This is a genomic window from Enterobacter sp. ku-bf2, assembly GCF_001742765.1.
Lineage (GTDB): Bacteria > Pseudomonadota > Gammaproteobacteria > Enterobacterales > Enterobacteriaceae > Enterobacter > Enterobacter quasiroggenkampii.
In genome coordinates this window covers 443,569-461,470 of record NZ_MDVW01000018.1, presented here as the reverse complement: position 1 = coordinate 461,470, position 17,902 = coordinate 443,569, and the positions used below count along the sequence as shown (strand labels likewise).

Below are 17,902 nucleotides of genomic sequence, written 5' to 3'. Positions count from 1 at the left end.
TTTTCTTATGGGTGGCGCACGATGAGTAATCTTTTACCCGAACAGTATGCTAACACAGCCCTTCCCACCCTCCCCGACCAGCCCGATAACCCGGGCGTCTGGCCGCAGCACGAGCTAACCTGTGCCGGCATCAAGGCGCACATGGATGTCTTTCACCGCTGGCTGGACAGCGCATTTGATGCGGGCATATCGGCAGAACAGCTGATTGAGGCGCGCACCGAATTTATCGACCAGCTGCTGCAGCGCCTGTGGATCGATTACGGATTTGGACAAATCAGCGATGTTGCGCTGGTTGCCGTCGGAGGCTATGGCCGCGGTGAGCTGCATCCGCTTTCCGATATCGATCTCCTGATCTTAAGCCGCAAAAAGCTGCCGGACGAACAGGCGCAAAAAATCGGCGAGCTGCTGACCCTGCTCTGGGACGTAAAGCTGGAAGTCGGCCACAGCGTGCGTACCCTGGAAGAGTGTCTGCTTGAAGGGCTGTCGGACCTGACCGTCGCCACCAACCTGATTGAAACCCGCCTGCTGATTGGCGACGTCGCGCTGTTCCTGGAGCTGCAAAAACACATCTTCAGCGACGGCTTCTGGCCGTCAGAAAAGTTCTTCGCCGCGAAAGTCGAGGAGCAAAACCAGCGCCACCAGCGCTACCACGGCACCAGCTATAACCTTGAGCCCGATATTAAAAGCAGCCCCGGCGGCCTGCGCGACATCCACACGCTACAGTGGGTCGCCCGACGCCATTTTGGCGCCACCTCGCTGGACGAGATGGTTGGCTTCGGCTTTTTAACCGAGGCGGAGCGTAACGAGCTTAACGAGTGTCTGCACCTGCTCTGGCGCATCCGCTTTGCCCTGCATCTGGAAGTTACGCGCTACGATAACCGTCTGCTGTTTGACCGCCAGCTCAGCGTGGCGCAGCGCCTGAATTACCAGGGCGAGGGTAACGAGCCGGTTGAGCACATGATGAAGGATTTCTTCCGCGTCACCCGCCGGGTGACCGAGCTGAACCAGATGCTGTTGCAGCTGTTCGACGAGGCCATTCTGGCCCTGACGGCCGACGAAAAGCCGCGCCCGATTGATGACGAATTCCAGCTGCGCGGCACGCTTATCGATCTCCGCGACGAAACGCTGTTTATTCGCGAGCCGGAAGCGATTCTGCGGATGTTCTATACCATGGTGCGCAACAGCACCATCACCGGGATCTACTCCACCACCCTGCGCCATCTGCGCCACGCGCGCCGCCATTTGACGGAGCCGCTGTGCTATATCCCGGAAGCCCGTTCGCTGTTCCTGAGCATGCTCCGCCACCCGGGTGCCGTCAGCCGCGGCCTGCTGCCGATGCACCGTCACAGCGTGCTGTGGGCCTATATGCCGCAGTGGTCGCATATCGTCGGGCAGATGCAGTTCGATCTGTTCCACGCCTACACGGTGGATGAACACACGATCCGCGTGATGCTCAAGCTGGAAAGCTTTGCGAAAGAAGAGACGCGCTCCCGCCACCCACTGTGCGTCGAGCTGTGGCCGCGCCTGACCCATCCGGAGCTGATCCTGATTGCCGCCCTGTTCCACGACATCGCCAAAGGTCGCGGCGGCGACCACTCGGTGCTCGGCGCGCAGGACGTGCTGAAATTTGCCGAGCTGCACGGCCTGAACTCACGTGAAACGCAGCTGGTGGCCTGGCTGGTGCGCCATCACCTGCTGATGTCGGTCACCGCCCAGCGCCGTGACATTCAGGACCCGGAAGTCATAAAACAGTTCGCCGAAGAGGTTCAGACGGAAAACCGTCTGCGCTATCTGGTCTGCCTGACGGTGGCCGATATCTGCGCCACCAACGAAACCCTGTGGAACAGCTGGAAGCAGAGCCTGCTGCGCGAGCTGTACTTCGCCACCGAAAAACAGCTGCGTCGCGGGATGCAGAACACTCCGGATATGCGCGAGCGCGTGCGTCACCACCAGCTGCAGGCACTGGCGCTGCTGCGGATGGATAACATTGATGAAGAGGCGCTACATCAGATTTGGGCCCGCTGCCGCGCCAACTATTTTGTCCGCCACAGCCCAAACCAGCTTGCGTGGCACGCGCGGCATCTGCTCAAGCACGATTTGTCGCAGCCGATGATCCTGCTGAGCCCGCAGGCCACCCGCGGCGGGACGGAGATTTTCATCTGGAGCCCGGACCGCCCTTATCTGTTTGCTGCGGTCTGCGCCGAGCTGGACAGGCGTAACCTGAGCGTGCACGACGCGCAGATTTTCACCACCCGCGACGGCATGGCAATGGACACCTTTATCGTGCTGGAGCCGGACGGCAGCCCGCTGTCGTCGGACAGGCATGAAGGTATACGTTTTGGTCTGGAGCAGGCGATCACCCAGCGCAGCTGGCAACCCCCGCAGCCGCGTCGCCAGCCGGCGAAATTGCGCCACTTCACCGTGGATACCGAAGTCAATTTCCTGCCAACCCACACCGATCGTAAATCGTTCCTTGAGCTGATTGCGCTCGACCAGCCGGGGCTGCTCGCCCGCGTCGGTCAGGTTTTTGCCGATCTGGGAATTTCGCTTCATGGAGCCCGAATTACAACCATTGGCGAGCGAGTAGAAGATTTATTTATAATCGCCACCGCCGACCGACGTGCCCTTAATAATGACCTGCAGCTTGAAGTGCAACAACGGTTGACAGCAGCCCTCAATCCAAACGATAAAGGGTGATATGTTTTTTAGTGAAATGGAAAGAGTAAACAATGCAGCAGTTACAGAACGTTATTGAGTCCGCTTTTGAGCGTCGCGCCGAGATTACCCCGGCAAATGTGGATACCGTGACCCGTGAAGGGGTAAACCAGGTGATTTCCCTGCTGGATTCCGGCGCGCTGCGCGTGGCAGAAAAAATCGACGGTCAGTGGGTCACTCATCAATGGCTGAAGAAAGCCGTGCTGCTCTCTTTCCGCATCAACGATAACCAGGTTATCGACGGAGCAGAAAGCCGCTACTTCGATAAAGTGCCAATGAAGTTCGCTGACTACGACGAAGCGCGTTTCCAGAAAGAAGGTTTCCGCGTGGTACCGCCTGCGGCAGTGCGCCAGGGCGCCTTCATCGCACGTAATACCGTGCTGATGCCATCCTACGTGAACATCGGTGCCTACGTTGACGAAGGTACCATGGTCGACACCTGGGCAACTGTCGGTTCCTGCGCGCAGATCGGTAAAAACGTTCACCTGTCCGGCGGCGTGGGCATCGGTGGTGTTCTGGAGCCACTGCAGGCTAACCCGACCATCATCGAAGATAACTGCTTCATCGGCGCGCGCTCTGAAGTGGTTGAAGGCGTGATCGTGGAAGAAGGCTCCGTGATCTCCATGGGCGTTTACATCGGCCAGAGCACCCGTATTTACGATCGTGAAACCGGCGAAGTGCATTACGGTCGCGTTCCGGCGGGCTCCGTCGTGGTGTCCGGCAACCTGCCGTCAAAAGATGGCAAATACAGCCTGTACTGTGCGGTTATCGTGAAGAAAGTGGATGCGAAAACGCGTGGTAAAGTGGGCATCAACGAATTGCTGCGCACCATCGATTAATCGGGTATAACAAAAAGCGGGGGCAACCCCGCTTTTTTTATATCTGAGGGTGGCGAAAATAGATTTTTTCGTTAATTATTCAAAGGTTATGTTGAGATCAAGGGTACCGCTATGTACGATAATCTGAAAAGTCTGGGCATTACCAATCCTGATGAAATTGATCGTTACAGCCTCCGCCAGGAAGCCAACAACGATATTTTGAAAATCTATTTTCACAAGGACAAAGGAGAGTTTTTCGCCAAAAGCGTGAAGTTTAAATACCCACGCCAGCGTAAGACCGTTGTTGCTGACGGTGTAGGACAGGGATACAAAGAAGTACAGGAAATCAGCCCTAACCTACGCTATGTGATCGATGAACTCGATCAGATCTGCCAGCGCGACCGCACCGAAGTCGATCTCAAGCGTAAGATCCTTGACGACCTGCGTCACCTTGAAAGCGTTGTTACCAATAAGATCAGCGAGATTGAAGCGGATCTTGAGAAGTTAACCCGGAAATAAAAGCAAAACGGCAATCCTTGATTGCCGTTTTTAGTGTTTGCGCCCTCTCCCCGTGGGAGAGGGATGGGGTGAGGGCACCAGACCGCACTCAGTCATCTCTGCTCGTCCAGCTGCAGCGCCACATACAGCAGCAGCCTATCGTCGAAATTCCCCAGATCCAGCCCCGTCAGCTCTGAAATTCGGTTTAACCGATACTCCAGGGTATTGCGGTGGATAAACAGCGCTTTTGACGTCGCCAGCGGCTGCACGTTATGACGGAACCACGCCTGCAGGGTCCGGCGCAGCAGGCCGTTATTGTCCATGGCTTTCAGGCGCGCCAATGGCCGCGCCAGCTCATTGGCCTGCCAGCCACCGCGCAGGCTGTCGAGCAGCACCGGCAGCATCAGGTCCTGATAAAAATAACTGCGGCTCTCCGGCATTCGCTGCTTGCCCACCATCATGGTGGTGCGTGCGGTACGCCAGGAGCGGGCGATACTGCCCGGCCCGGTAAAATAATTGCCCAGCGCAACGCGAAAACGCAGCTGGCCATTCTCCTTCATTCGGGCGATCAGCAGCTCCACGCGACGACGATGATCGTCCGCATCCCAGCGGCCGAACGCATTAAGCGCCGGTTTGAGCACCACCATTTCCGTCAGAGAAACGATCGCCACCAGGTTATCGCGCTCCGGCGTCGCCAGCGCATTTTGCAGCTGCTGCAGTTCGGCCATCGCGCTGTCTACGCCCAACTGGCCGCTATCGACTTCAATCACCGCTACCACGCGCGGCTGGTTCAGGTCGATCCCCAGACGCTGCGCCCATTCACTGAGCGCAGGCGTATGCTCTTCCGCCTGAATAAGGTTCATCACCAGCTCCTCACGCAGGCGGCTGTCCTGAGCGAGCAGGTGCATCAGGCGCGACTGCTCGAGCATCATCTCCGCCGTCATGCAGACCAGCTCACCGTATTTTCGCAGTGACTCGGGCTCGCCGGTGAGACCGATGACCCCCACAATCTCGCCTTCAAGGCGCAGCGGTAAATTGATACCCTGACGGACACCGTGCAGGTGTTTCGCTACCGCATCGTCGATATCGACCACGCGCCCCTGGGAGAGCACCAGCAGCGCGCCTTCGTGCAATTCCCCAATACGCTCGCGATCGCCGCTGCCAATAATGCGCCCGCGGGCATCCATTACGTTGATATTGGTATCAATGATGCGCATGGTGCGCGCCACGATATCCTGCGCCATTTTGGTATCAAGATGCCAGCCAGCCATAGAACCCTCCTGTGAGCAGAGCTCAAGCATAGGGATGTTCAGCGACGGCTGCATTGTGCGAATGCACAAAGAGAGAAGAAGAAGTATGGACTTGTGGGAAGGGTCACAGAAACGAGAAAGCCCCTGCGAACAGGGGCTTCAGAGGATTACTGCATCAGCAGGTAAATAGAGGTATCACCACGCTGGATATTCAGCGCCAGCACGGAAGGCTTGCTGTCGAGAATTTTACGCAGTTCAGCGATATTTTTCACCGGCTGCTGGTTAGCGCCCATGATCACATCGCCTTTCTTGAGGCCGATACGGGCTGCCGGTGAATTCGCTTTCACGTTGTTCACCACCACGCCTTTGTCTGCGCCTTTGTTGCTCATCTCGGCACCTTCAATCCCGCTGAAGATGGTGCTGGAGTCCACCTGATTCTGGCTGCTCTGCTGCAGCTCCAGGCTCACGTTAACCGCCTTGCCGTCGCGCAGCAGACCAAGGGTCACTTTGCTGCCGATAGGCATAGAGCCGACTTCCGCACGCAGGGCGGCAAAGCTGCTGATCGGTTTACCGTTCAGGGAGGTGATCACATCCCCCGCTTTAATGCCCGCTTTAGCGGCAGAGGAGTTCGGCATCACCTGGCTGACGAATGCCCCGCGCTGGGCGTCAACCTTCATCGCCTTCGCCAGTTCGGAGTTCAGCTCCGTACCGAGGATACCCAGCTCACCGCGTTTCACCTGGCCATACTGCACCATCTGCGCGGTCAGGTTTTTCACCATGTTACTTGGGATAGCAAAGCCGATCCCGATATTGCCGCCGTCCGGGGCAAGGATCGCGGTGTTGATACCGATCAGTTCGCCGTTCAGGTTGACCAGCGCACCGCCGGAGTTACCACGGTTGATCGCCGCATCCGTCTGGATGAAGTTCTCATAGTTCTCGGCATTGAGACCGCTACGGCCCAGCGCCGAGACGATACCCGAGGTCACGGTTTCACCCAGACCGAACGGGTTACCGATCGCTACGGTATAGTCGCCCACGCGCAGCGCGTCGGAGTCGGCAATTTTAATCGCCGTCAGGTTTTTCGGATCCTGAATCTGGATCAGCGCAATGTCAGAACGCGGGTCTTTGCCGACCACTTTGGCGTCAAACTTACGGCCATCGCTCAGCTGAACCTTAATGCTGTTCGCGTTATCGACAACGTGGTTGTTGGTAACGACGTAGCCTTTCGCTGCATCAATGATTACCCCCGAGCCAAGCGCCATGAATTTCTGCTGCTGGCCGCCGCCCTGGCTGTCATCCCCTGCGCCACCGCCCTGACAGAACGGAGAGCTCTGGAATGGCGAACCGTCCTGGCAGAACGGCGAGTTGTCGCCGAAGAACTGCTGGAAGTTACGCGGCATGCGCGGCGTATTGACGGTCGTGCTACCCTCAACGTTAATACTCACCACCGATGGCATCACTTTTTCGAGCATCGGTGCCAGGCTTGGCATCTGCTGCGCGGTTGCTGCCGACGACGCGGTCTCGGCTGCAGTAGCAGTCAGAGGAGACAGCGCTAAACCTAAACTCAGAGCCAGTGCACTCATTGCTAATGTGGTTTTTTTCATGTTTCTCAATCTCGATTTACAGGTAACGCAAAATTGCTGTGTAACTCAGATTCGTTTTATACCGCTTAGTTCCGGCGATAAGTTTATGGAAAAGGTAAAAATTTATTGGCCGTCTTTACAAAACTCAGGCGTTATTCCACCGCCATCAGCTTGCGATATTCATCCCAGGCATACAAATCCGTCATGCCGCTGATATAGTCCTGGATAAGACGGCAGCGATAATAATATTCCATCACCGGCCACTGGGGGGAATGGCGATCCAGCTTGCCAATCGCTTCGACATACGCCAGACGGTGTCGGGTAGAGAGTTTCTGATAAAGTCGGGATTCGATGGGGATGCGGCGCACGCGCTCGTGTTCCACCAGCTCGCTGAATTCGTCAACGGACAGCTGGAGCAGCGGGGCATAAATTTCCAGTAACCCGCTGATCACCCGGTAGCCCTGCAGCTCTAACTGTTCGACATCCGGATGGCTGAAGACATGCCGCATCGCCACATGTTTATAAAGCTCGAGGAGCTGGCTGAAACTGCTGTCATCTTCCAGTAGCGCATGGTTGAATTCCCCGCTGAAAATCAGCGGCAAATTATCAATAAAGCGCGACGCCGCGTACGGCACCAGCTTATTTAATGTATTTACCCGCAAATACATAAAGAACTGGTCTTCCGTACTGCGGCTTAATGTATTTGAGCGCGATTTATCCCAGGCATTTTCGACAACCTGCGCAAACAGCGAGCCTTTTTCATGGGTGCCCCAGGCCGTATAAAGATGCTGATAAAGCTCCTCGACGCTGAAGATTCTTTTCTCAACCGCGTCTTCCAGATCGGCCACGCAATAGGAAATATCATCGGCGGCTTCCATAATCCAGGTCAATGGAAAGCGGCCGTTTGGCGTCAATGAAAGTTCTTTACGTAGCCGTTCAATATAGGCCTCTTCGGAAAGATAATAGCCCGGTTTTTTCATTAAATAACTGTGGGACGCGGGCGTCTCCCCCATCCACCACGCGGGGCGCGTATATTTCAGAATGCAGCCGACCTGTGCCCAAGTCAGGTTCATACGCATCAGGGAGTGGACCAGCCGGATCCCCTGCGCGTTGCCCTCAAAATGACAAAGATCCTGGCGCACCTTGCGGCGCAAATCGTTCAGCCCCTCTTCGCCTTCACGCAGGCGTAAATCGCGTACGATGCAGCGGTCGTCGCTCAGCGGCTGGCTTACCGCATCCGAAGGGTAAAGCCGTTGTTTAAACCAGTCATTAATTGCCGCCTCACCAAAATGACCGAAAGGCGGGTTGCCGATGTCATGCATCAGGCAGGCCATCTCAACGATACTCTCGAAAGGCCCCGTCAGCTCGTCCAGACCATAGGTTTCCAGCAAGCGCTGCTCTTTGAGACGGCTCAAAATCTCTTTGGCTATATAGCGCCCGACCTGCTGCACCTCCATAGAGTGGGTTAAGCGCGTGCGCACTGCGGCGTTACGCTCCAGCGGAAAGACCTGGGTTTTTTGCTGCAGACGGCGGATGGCGGGCGAGTTAATGATCCGCCCGCGATCGCTTTCGAAGATACGCAGGATCTCATGTTCGCTCTTGTCGCCCTGCGGCGAACGGAAACGTCGGTGCCAGTTAATTTTGGTGCGAAAATCGATTGGTGACATGTGCTCCCCCGCGTGAGAATGCGTTTCCCCTTAACCGCATGATAGACTATGCATCTTAACAAGGCACATCGCGAGTAAATCTATGAAAATCGGCATTATTGGTGCAATGGAAGAAGAAGTTACGCTCCTGCGTGACAAAATTGAGAACCGTCAGACCCTCTCTCTGGGGGGTTGTGAGATCTATACCGGTCAGCTAAACGGTGTTGACGTGGCTCTGCTGAAATCAGGCATCGGTAAAGTCGCTGCGGCGCTGGGTGCCACCCTGCTGCTTGAGCGCTGCAAGCCGGACGTGATCGTGAATACCGGCTCTGCGGGCGGCCTGGCGCCGACGCTGAAGGTGGGGGACATCGTTGTTTCCGACGAAGCGCGTTACCACGATGCTGACGTCACCGCGTTCGGTTACGAGTACGGCCAGCTTCCGGGCTGCCCGGCAGGGTTTAAAGCGGACGACAAACTGATTGCGGCGGCAGAGACCTGCATTGCGGAGCTCAACCTCAACGCGGTACGCGGTCTGATTGTCAGCGGTGATGCGTTCATCAATGGTTCCGTGGGTCTGGCGAAAATCCGTCATAACTTCCCTCAGGCGGTGGCCGTTGAGATGGAAGCGACTGCGATTGCGCACGTTTGCCATAACTTCAACGTACCGTTCGTGGTGGTTCGCGCCATCTCTGACGTAGCTGACCAGCAGTCCCACATCAGCTTCGACGAGTTCCTGACCGTTGCGGCAAAACAGTCCACCGTGATGGTGGAACGCCTGGTGCAGAATCTGGCACGTGGTTAAACATACCCTCAGGGCGCTTGCCGCCCTGCTTCTGCTCGCCCCGCTGTGGCTCTATGCTGTACCGCGCGTGATTACGCTCTCTCCCGCCAATACGGAGCTGGCGTTTGCCGCCGGCATTACGCCCGTCGGCGTGAGCAGCTTTTCCGATTATCCGCCGCAGGCCGCGGGGATTGAGCAAGTGGCCACCTGGCAAGGGATGAACCTTGAGCGCATCGTGGCGCTGAAACCGGATCTCGTGCTGGCCTGGCGTGGCGGCAACGCCGAGCGGCAGGTCAACCAGCTCACTTCCCTTGGCATAAAGGTCATGTGGATTGATGCCGTCAGCATTGAACAGGTCGCACAGGCGCTACGCGCCCTGGCACCCTATAGCCCTACCCCCCAAAAAGCCGAGGCTGCGGCGAAACAGATGCTGAGCGACTATGCCGCGCTGAAATCCCGATACGATACCCCAGTTAAAAAGCGCATCTTCCTGCAGTTTGGCAGCCAGCCGCTGTTCACCACCGGAAAAGGGTCGATTCAAAACCAGGTGCTGGAAGTTTGTGGCGGTGAAAACATCTTTGCAGCCAGCCGGGTGCCGTGGCCTCAGGTAAGCCGCGAGCAGGTTCTGGCGCGCCAGCCACAGGCCATCGTCGTGGTCGGAAATGCGAGTGAAATTCCCAAAATTGAGCAATTCTGGCAAAAGCAGCTAAAAATACCGGTAATACCCCTCAACAGCGACTGGTTTGAACGCGCCAGCCCGCGTATTATCCTCGCCGCAAAACAGCTCTGTGCCGCGCTGGCAGAGAGTCACTAACATAAGACCCTTTTCGAGGATTTAACGATGCTCGTTTATTGGCTGGATATTCTTGGCACAGCCGTTTTTGCTATCTCCGGCGTCCTGCTCGCCGGAAAACTACGCATGGATCCGTTTGGCGTGCTGGTGCTGGGCGTAGTAACCGCCGTGGGCGGCGGGACAATCCGCGATATGGCGCTGGCGAATGGCCCGGTGTTTTGGGTGAAAGATCCGACCGATCTGGTGGTCGCGATGGTCACCTGCCTGTTAACCATTGTGCTGGTTCGCCAGCCCCGCCGATTACCAAAATGGATATTGCCGGTACTGGATGCCGTCGGTCTGGCCGTGTTTGTCGGTATTGGCGTCAATAAGGCGTTTAATGCGGGCACCGGTCCGATGGTGGCGATCTGCATGGGCGTATTAACCGGCGTAGGCGGCGGGATCATTCGCGACATTCTGGCGCGTGAGGTACCGATGATCCTGCGTACTGAAATTTACGCAACGGCCTGTATTGCGGGCGGCATTGTCCACGCGACAGCGTACTACACGTTTGCCCTTCCGCTGGAAAACGCCGCGATGCTGGGGATGGTCGTGACGCTGGTGATACGTTTAGCGGCGATACGCTGGCACCTGAAGCTGCCGACGTTTGCGCTGGATGAAAATTCAAGATAGGCGTCGTTTATAAGCCCGGTGGCGCTTCGCTTACCGGGCCTACAATCCGCATTCAGGCTTAAATGCTGAACGAAGAACCACACCCGCAGGTGCTTGTTGCGTTCGGGTTGGTGACCACAAAGCGCGAACCTTCCAGACCCTCGGTGTAATCCACCGAACCGCCCACCAGATATTGCAGGCTCATCGGGTCAACCACCAGCGCAACGCCCTGTTTCTCGATGGTCATATCGCCATCGTTAACCTGATCGTCAAAGGTAAAACCGTACTGGAAGCCGCTGCAGCCGCCGCCGGTAATATAGACACGCAGTTTCAGATCCGGATTGTCTTCGTCGGCAATCAGGGTTTTCACTTTGTTGGCTGCTGCTTCGGTAAACTCCAGCGGCAACGCTACATCATCACTCATCTTATGCTCCCATGAATACTGCTACTGCTATTGGGTAAAATTCACCCAATTCTTTGTGTCATTATCTAATACCCTGGTAATTCATTCAAGTATTCTGCGTTGCGGCCCGCTCCGCCTCTTGTTTTGCCAGAGTACGCGCAAGAATGGTGGAGTATAGCGGTTTTCCACCCAGGAACTGGGCTAATAGTGTCGCGCCGAGACAGGTAATGATCATTGGCAAAATGAGCTGGTAATTATCCGTCATCTCCAGCACCAGCACGATCCCGGTCAATGGCGCGCGCAGGGAGGCGGCAAGCAGCGCGCCCATTCCGGCCACCGCAAAGGTCCCGGCGTCAAGGTGATAGGCGGGAAAGCCCGCTTCCGCCGCCATACCAAACGCGGTGCCCAGCAAGGTTCCCAGCGCCAGCATCGGGGCGAATATCCCGCCGGGCGCGCCGGAGGAAAAACAGAGCACCGTCGTGATGACGCGGGAGATAAACATAAACAGCAGCAGACCCACGCTAAAGTTCCCCGCCGCCGCAATGGGGATCAGCCCGAACCCGCCGCCAGCGGCATTCGGCTCGATAAACCCGAGCACGCCGCAGATTCCGCCCAGCAGGCCGCCCATCAGCACCCATTTGGTCGTATTCCCACCGTGAATACGCTGGAACATATCCTGAGCGCGTAAGATAAAGGTGTTAAACAGCGGCCCCACCACGCCAAAAATCATGCCGAGGATCAGGTAAAGCCACAGGGTGTTCACCGGCGCGTTGGTCAGTTTACCCACCTCAATGACCGCCCCTTCGCCATTAAAGAGGCGAAACACGATGCTCGACATAATGACGCCGGTAAACACCGCTTTAATGGAGATCAGGTTGTAGCGAAACTGCGCGCGCATCTCTTCGATGATAAACAAAATGCCCGCCAGCGGCGCGTTAAAGGCCGCCGACAGCCCCGCCGCCGCACCGGTTGCCAGCAGCGTATGGCGCGCTTCGGCGCTGCGCATCCGAAACAGATCGCCCACCATGCGGCCGACGTTCCCACCCAGCTGAACCGTAGGCCCTTCCCGGCCAAGAACCATCCCCGCGCCCAGCGTACCCATGCCGCCGATAAACTTCACCGGGATGACACGCCACCAGCGCACCGGACGCAGCTCCTCCAGGGCCCCTTCAATTTCCGGGATGCCGGACCCGCCCGCCTCCGGCGCAAATTTACGCACCAGGAAATACCCCACCATGGCAAACAGCGCCGACAGCCCGAACGCAGCAACCCAGACCAGCCATCGGCTGTCGGCGAAACCGGCCACGGTTCCCACTCGCCAGTTGAGCACGGCATTAACCGCTTTTTCAAATGCCACGCCCACCAGACCGGCGAGTGTTCCCACCACGGCAGCGGCCAGCAGGATCGCCAGCGGCGTTTTATCGCGATTGAGCAGCCGCCGAATACTGATTCGATGCTGGGCGCGCGTAAACTGTTGTTCTTCAAAAGACGGAGAATCTGATTTCATGTCCTGTACTTATTCGTCATACAAAAAGCCGCGAGGATTTTACCAGAGACAGCCCCACCGTCTCCTGAAAATTACTTAACAAATCTTAAAGCATTACCCGGCTAAAAATTTCATAACCTTCCCCGAATCACTTAGAATAGTGGGCTTAATCATTTTATACGAACCAGGAACGACGCCATGAGCAAGTCTGAAAACCTCTACAGTGCAGCCCGCGAGCTTATTCCGGGTGGCGTGAACTCACCTGTGCGCGCCTTTACCGGCGTGGGCGGCACGCCGCTGTTTATCGAACGTGCTGACGGCGCGTATCTGTATGATGTCGATGGCAAAGCCTATATCGATTATGTCGGCTCCTGGGGCCCGATGGTGCTGGGGCACAACCACCCAGCCATTCGTAACGCGGTGATTGAAGCCGCCCAGCGCGGCCTGAGCTTCGGTGCGCCAACCGAAATGGAAGTGAAAATGGCGGAGCTGGTCACCGAGCTGGTCCCGACCATGGACATGGTGCGCATGGTGAACTCCGGTACCGAAGCGACCATGAGCGCCATCCGCCTGGCGCGCGGCTTTACCGGTCGCGACAAGATTATCAAGTTTGAGGGTTGCTACCACGGTCATGCGGACTGCCTGCTGGTGAAAGCGGGTTCCGGCGCGCTAACGCTCGGCCAGCCAAACTCACCTGGCGTACCGGCTGACTTCGCGAAGCATACCCTGACCTGCACCTACAACGATCTGGACACCGTTCGCGCAGCGTTCGAGCAGTATCCGCAGGAGATCGCCTGCATCATCGTTGAGCCAGTTGCGGGCAACATGAACTGCATTCCACCGCAGCCTGAGTTCCTGCCGGGCCTGCGTGCCCTGTGCGATGAGTTCGGTGCGCTGCTGATCATCGATGAAGTGATGACCGGCTTCCGTGTAGCGCTGGCGGGCGCCCAGTCTTACTACGGCGTAGAACCGGACCTGACCTGCCTGGGTAAAATCATCGGCGGCGGCATGCCGGTCGGCGCATTCGGTGGGCGTAAGGACGTCATGGAAGCGCTGGCACCCACCGGCCCGGTTTACCAGGCGGGCACGCTCTCCGGTAACCCTATCGCGATGGCGGCGGGCTTTGCCTGCCTGACCGAAGTGGCTCAGCCAGGCATCCACGAAACCCTGACCGACCGGACCACGCAACTGGCAAACGGTCTGCTGGACGCCGCAGAAGAGGCCGGTATCCCTCTGGTGGTCAACCACGTGGGCGGCATGTTCGGGATCTTCTTCACCGAGGTGAAAACCGTGACCTGCTATCAGGACGTGGTGAAGTGCGACGTTGAACGCTTCAAGCGCTTCTTCCACCTGATGCTGGAAGAAGGCGTGTACCTGGCACCGTCAGCGTTCGAAGCGGGCTTTATGTCCGTGGCGCACAGTGAAGAAGATATCAATAACACCATTGACGCGGCGCGTAAGGTGTTTGCGAAACTGTAAGGGCATTGCCGGGTGGCGCTAACGCTTACCCGGCCTACGGTGTTCTCCCTCTCCCCGTAGGAGAGGGCATCAGGCCGCACCTGACTACCGACTCTGCTTTCTCAACAGATAAATAAAATACGGCGCACCGATAAAGGTCGACAGCAGACCCGCCGGGATCTGATACGGGAACAGCACCATTCTTCCGCACCAGTCCGCAAACACCAGCATCACCCCGCCCGTCAGGGCCGACATCACGATATGCGGCATCGTCCGGCGGAACCCCATCATTCTGGCAATGTGCGGCGCCATTAGCCCCACAAAACTCAGCGGGCCAATCGTCATGGTCGCCGTCGCCGTCAGGCACGCAGCGAGCAGCAGCAACGCGATACGCGCTGGCGTCAGCGCCATTCCCACCGCGCGCGCGGTTTCCCCGCCGAGCGGCAGAATCGTCATCCAGCGACGGCACAGCGGCACCATCGCCAGCAGTACGATCATCACGATCCCGGACCCGATCGCCTGGCTGCCGGTCGCGCCGTACGTTGAACCGGATATCCAGGTCAGGATCTTCGCCATACGCGGATCGCCGCTTGCCTGCAGCATCATCAGCAGCATCGTGAATGCGGTGCTGAGCGCCATCCCCGCCAGCAGCATACGGTGCGGTGAAAACCCGCCTCGACCAGCGGCAATCAGGATAATCATCAGCGTAACCGCCGCCCCGAGACTGCCGGCAGGCAGCAGCCAGCCAAACGCATTGCCCGGCACGAAGAACAGCATCAGCACCACGCCAAAGGCAGCGCCAGAGCTGATCCCGAGCACTTCCGGGCTCGCCATCGGGTTGCCGGTCAGACGCTGAATAATGCATCCTGCCACCGCCAGCATCACGCCTGCGATCAGCGCAGCGAGGATACGCGGCCAGCGCCACTGCAGCAGGGCGTTGAGTAAATCACCCGTTGCCCAGTGCCAGCCCGCGGCATCGCGTCCGAATGAGAGCGCCGCGAACGAGGCGATAATCAGCACCGCCAGCCCGACAAGGCTAAACCACAGTACCGACTGACGCTCAGTATGGACTTTATCACCCGCATCCATCGCCGGTGCGCTCATGCTGCGCAGGCGCGGAAGCAGCCACAGGAGCAGCGGCGCCCCGATCAGCGCGGTGACCGAGCCGGTGGAGACTTCACGCCAGACCTGCGCCAGCCAGAGAATAAGCTGATCGGAAAGCCAGAGGATCAGCGCCCCAATCAGCGGCGCCAGCATCAGACGCGCCAGCAAGCGACGCGCTCCGAGCATCTTCGCCAGCAGCGGGGCAAACAGGCCGATAAACCCGATGATGCCGACCGCGTTCACCAGCAGGGCGCTCAATACAATCGCCAGCGTCAGCGCCGCCAGGCGAGCCAGCGACAGCGCCAGCCCCAGGTTGCGCGCCACGCCATCATCCAGTCCCATCAGCGTCAGAGGACGCAGGAGCAGCAGCGTCAGCACAACACCGCCAGCCAGCTGCGGCCACAGGCGCTGCACCACGCTCCAGTCGGTCTGGGTCAGCGTCCCGGTACTCCACATGAACATGCTTTGCAGCTGATCGTGGTGGAACAGAACCAGCAGCTGGTTGATCGCCCCACAGTACAGGCTGACCACCAGCCCGGCCAGAATCAGCGTCACCGGGGAAAGACGTTTACCCCAGGCCACGCCAAAGACCAGCGCGCCCACCGCACACGCTCCGGCAAGCGCCGCAAACTGCGAGGCTAACGCCCCCGGCAGCGTCCACAGCGTGGTGATGGTGATCCCTAGCTGGGCGCCGGTCGCGACGCCGAGTGTGGTGGGTTCCGCCAGCGGGTTACGTAAAACCTGCTGGAACAGCACCCCCACCAGCCCTAAACCGGCACCAACCAGCAGGGAGACTGCCAGACGCGGCAGCAGGCTGTAGTGGAACAGCATCTGCTGAATATTGTCGATATCCGGCGAGGCCAGCGCGGCCCCCCACTGCGCGCGCGGTAATGCGGCCGAGAGGTTAAACCCGGTTAACGCCAGCGCGGCAAGGAAAATTAGCACCAGCAGAAGCGCCGGGAAGCGGGCAATCCGTGAACTCATGCTTTACCTCCCAGCGCGTTATCCAGCACGCGGGCAAAATGCATGGCCGAGAGCGTCGCGCCGTAGAACCAGACCGCCGGGGCGCGCTGGAAGCGTTGCTCACGGACAAACGGCATCGCCTGCCAGAGCGGCGTCGCCATCAGGGTTTGCATGGCGCGCTCGTTGCCGTGATCGAAGCACAGCACATCCACGTCGCGAAACGCCGCGAGACGATCGATACCCACAGCGGTACTGCCCCAGAACGTCATCTCCCCTTCCCAGGCATTACGAATACCAAAACTGTCGAGGACTTCCTGGAACAGGCAGTTTTTACCGAAAACCAGCATATGGCGGGCATCCAGCAGCGTCACCATCAGCAGCGGACGATCGCCCCGGTGAGCAAAACGCGGCTTCAGAGCGTCAATCAGGGCATCGAATTCGTCGAGATGTTTTTTAGCCTCCGCTTCCCGGTTGAGGAAATGCGCCATCTCGTTAACCGACTTTTTCGCCATCGCCAGCGGTTTTTTACCGTCGCTGAAAGCGAATCCACGTCCGGGCGCAATGCGCGCCATGGTCTCTTCTGACGGACCGTAGCCCGCGGACCAGAACAGGAACGACGGTTTCATCTGGGTGAGCAGCTCGAGGTTTGGCTCCGTCCGCAGGCCGACGTCGATTACCGAGTCCGGCAGCTTCGGCTCGTTCACCCAGAGGTTATAGTTAGGAATGTCCGCCACGCCGTAGGGCGTGACGCCAAGCGCCATCATCAGCTCGACCGGCAGCCACTCCAGCGCCACTATGCGGTGCGGATCGACGACGGCAGCACGCGCCGCATTCATTTTTAACAGCAGCGGTGAGAGGGCCATCGCCGTCAGCAGGCGACGGCGGCTAATGCGCATGTTGTCGAGCATCAGTAGACGAAGCTCACCGGTGCAGCCCCGGCCGGGTGAGGCAGAATACCCATCGGAATACCATAAATATGTTCCAGCGTTTCGCTACGCATCAGCTCGGAGGGCGTTCCCTGCGCAATCATTTCGCCGCCGCGCAGCGCAACAAGGTAGTCGCAATAGCGCGCCGCCATGTTGATGTCATGCAGCACCGCAATCACCGTCAGACCGCGCTGCTGGCTTAAGCGGTGCACCAGCGCCAGGACATCGACCTGATGGGCGATATCGAGCGCGGAGGTGGGTTCATCAAGGAGCAGGCAGCGGCTGTCCTGGGCCACCAGCATCGCAATCCACGCGCGCTGGCGTTCACCGCCGGACAGGCTATCCACCAGACGGTGCGCCAGCGGCTTTAGCCCGACCAGCGCAATCGCCTCTTCCACTTTCTCTCTGTCGGCCACGCCAAAGCGTCCAAGCGCGCCATGCCACGGATAACGCCCAATCGCCACCAGCTCTCGCACCGTCATCCCCTCCGCCTGCGGCAGCTGCTGCGGCAGATACGCCACTTTGCGGGCAAACGCTTTGCTGCTCCAGCTCTCGAGCGGTTGGTCATCCAGCAGGATGTCGCCTTCTGACGGCGGCTGATGGCGTCCCAGCATCTTGAGCAGCGTGGACTTACCGGAACCGTTGTGACCAATCAGGCCAGTGACTTTACCTGCGGGGAACGTCAAAGAGAGCGGATGCAGCAAGGTGCGCCCGGGTACGCGAAAGGAGAGATGGTTGAGCGTAAAGGTGGTGTCGGGTTGCGTTTGATTATCCTGCATTTCAGCCAACTTAAATAAAAAGGGCACGGCGAACCGTGCCCGGACAGA

At 58.3% G+C, this 17,902-nt stretch carries 15 protein-coding genes; 7 read left to right on the top strand and 8 right to left on the bottom strand.

Annotated features, from left to right (window positions below):
- Positions 1 to 21: 21 nt before the first annotated feature.
- The 3 genes from glnD (at position 22) to BFG58_RS17110 (ending at position 4,052) form a co-directional block, all read left to right on the top strand.
- Positions 22 to 2,697: a bifunctional uridylyltransferase/uridylyl-removing protein GlnD gene (gene glnD / locus BFG58_RS17120; RefSeq protein ID WP_063620837.1), complete on the top strand. Its 2,676-nt coding sequence runs from the start codon at positions 22 to 24 to the stop codon at positions 2,695 to 2,697.
- A gap of 32 nt (positions 2,698 to 2,729) precedes the next feature.
- A complete protein-coding gene (gene dapD, locus BFG58_RS17115; protein ID WP_063620835.1) occupies positions 2,730 to 3,554 on the top strand; it encodes a 2,3,4,5-tetrahydropyridine-2,6-dicarboxylate N-succinyltransferase in 825 nt (274 codons plus the stop codon).
- A gap of 111 nt (positions 3,555 to 3,665) precedes the next feature.
- A complete protein-coding gene (locus BFG58_RS17110) occupies positions 3,666 to 4,052 on the top strand; it encodes a DUF3461 family protein (protein ID WP_014168696.1) in 387 nt (128 codons plus the stop codon).
- Between the two features lie 92 nt (positions 4,053 to 4,144).
- Here the strand turns inward: BFG58_RS17110 and cdaR are convergent, their stop codons facing one another.
- The 3 genes from cdaR to dgt form a co-directional block, all read right to left on the bottom strand.
- Positions 4,145 to 5,302 (bottom strand): DNA-binding transcriptional regulator CdaR, encoded by a 1,158-nt coding sequence (gene cdaR / locus BFG58_RS17105; protein ID WP_045907831.1) that lies wholly within the window; start codon positions 5,300 to 5,302, stop codon positions 4,145 to 4,147.
- A 146-nt stretch (positions 5,303 to 5,448) separates the two neighbouring features.
- Positions 5,449 to 6,885, bottom strand: coding sequence for a serine endoprotease DegP (degP, locus tag BFG58_RS17100; protein WP_025756813.1), 1,437 nt, complete (start codon positions 6,883 to 6,885; stop codon positions 5,449 to 5,451).
- Between the two features lie 131 nt (positions 6,886 to 7,016).
- Complete coding sequence (gene dgt, locus BFG58_RS17095; protein WP_063620833.1) at positions 7,017 to 8,531, bottom strand: dGTPase; 1,515 nt, start codon at positions 8,529 to 8,531, stop codon at positions 7,017 to 7,019.
- Between the two features lie 82 nt (positions 8,532 to 8,613).
- On the opposite strand from dgt, the gene mtnN reads away from it, so the two are divergent.
- The 3 genes from mtnN to BFG58_RS17080 are packed head-to-tail and all read left to right on the top strand — an operon-like array spanning position 8,614 to position 10,756.
- Positions 8,614 to 9,312 carry a 5'-methylthioadenosine/S-adenosylhomocysteine nucleosidase gene (gene mtnN, locus BFG58_RS17090; protein ID WP_008501920.1) on the top strand — a complete coding sequence of 233 codons (699 nt, stop codon included), beginning with the start codon at positions 8,614 to 8,616 and terminating at the stop codon, positions 9,310 to 9,312.
- Complete coding sequence (gene btuF, locus BFG58_RS17085) at positions 9,305 to 10,105, top strand: vitamin B12 ABC transporter substrate-binding protein BtuF (RefSeq protein WP_063620831.1); 801 nt, start codon at positions 9,305 to 9,307, stop codon at positions 10,103 to 10,105. Before mtnN ends, btuF begins: the two co-directional genes overlap by 8 nt.
- Positions 10,106 to 10,132: 27 nt before the next feature.
- Entirely contained in the window at positions 10,133 to 10,756 is a 624-nt protein-coding gene (locus tag BFG58_RS17080; RefSeq protein ID WP_045907828.1) for a TRIC cation channel family protein, read from the top strand.
- 58 nt (positions 10,757 to 10,814) lie between these two features.
- Here BFG58_RS17080 and erpA read toward each other — a convergent pair whose 3' ends face one another.
- Positions 10,815 to 11,159, bottom strand: coding sequence for an iron-sulfur cluster insertion protein ErpA (erpA, locus tag BFG58_RS17075; RefSeq protein ID WP_013095643.1), 345 nt, complete (start codon positions 11,157 to 11,159; stop codon positions 10,815 to 10,817).
- Positions 11,160 to 11,244: 85 nt separating this feature from the next.
- Positions 11,245 to 12,645: a H(+)/Cl(-) exchange transporter ClcA gene (clcA, locus tag BFG58_RS17070; RefSeq protein WP_045907827.1), complete on the bottom strand. Its 1,401-nt coding sequence runs from the start codon at positions 12,643 to 12,645 to the stop codon at positions 11,245 to 11,247.
- Positions 12,646 to 12,822: 177 nt separating this feature from the next.
- On the opposite strand from clcA, the gene hemL reads away from it, so the two are divergent.
- Positions 12,823 to 14,103, top strand: coding sequence for a glutamate-1-semialdehyde 2,1-aminomutase (gene hemL / locus BFG58_RS17065; protein WP_063620829.1), 1,281 nt, complete (start codon positions 12,823 to 12,825; stop codon positions 14,101 to 14,103).
- Between the two features lie 84 nt (positions 14,104 to 14,187).
- Here hemL and fhuB read toward each other — a convergent pair whose 3' ends face one another.
- The 3 genes from fhuB to fhuC are packed head-to-tail and all read right to left on the bottom strand — an operon-like array spanning position 14,188 to position 17,854.
- Positions 14,188 to 16,170, bottom strand: a complete 1,983-nt coding sequence (gene fhuB, locus BFG58_RS17060) for a Fe(3+)-hydroxamate ABC transporter permease FhuB (RefSeq protein ID WP_063620827.1) — start codon at positions 16,168 to 16,170, stop codon at positions 14,188 to 14,190.
- Positions 16,167 to 17,057, bottom strand: a complete 891-nt coding sequence (gene fhuD / locus BFG58_RS17055) for a Fe(3+)-hydroxamate ABC transporter substrate-binding protein FhuD (protein ID WP_063620825.1) — start codon at positions 17,055 to 17,057, stop codon at positions 16,167 to 16,169. The genes fhuB and fhuD overlap by 4 nt, the downstream gene beginning before the upstream one ends.
- On the bottom strand, positions 17,057 to 17,854 hold the full coding sequence (fhuC, locus tag BFG58_RS17050; protein ID WP_047346397.1) for a Fe3+-hydroxamate ABC transporter ATP-binding protein FhuC: 798 nt from the start codon (positions 17,852 to 17,854) through the stop codon (positions 17,057 to 17,059). The genes fhuD and fhuC overlap by 1 nt, the downstream gene beginning before the upstream one ends.
- Between the last annotated feature and the right edge of the window lie 48 nt (positions 17,855 to 17,902).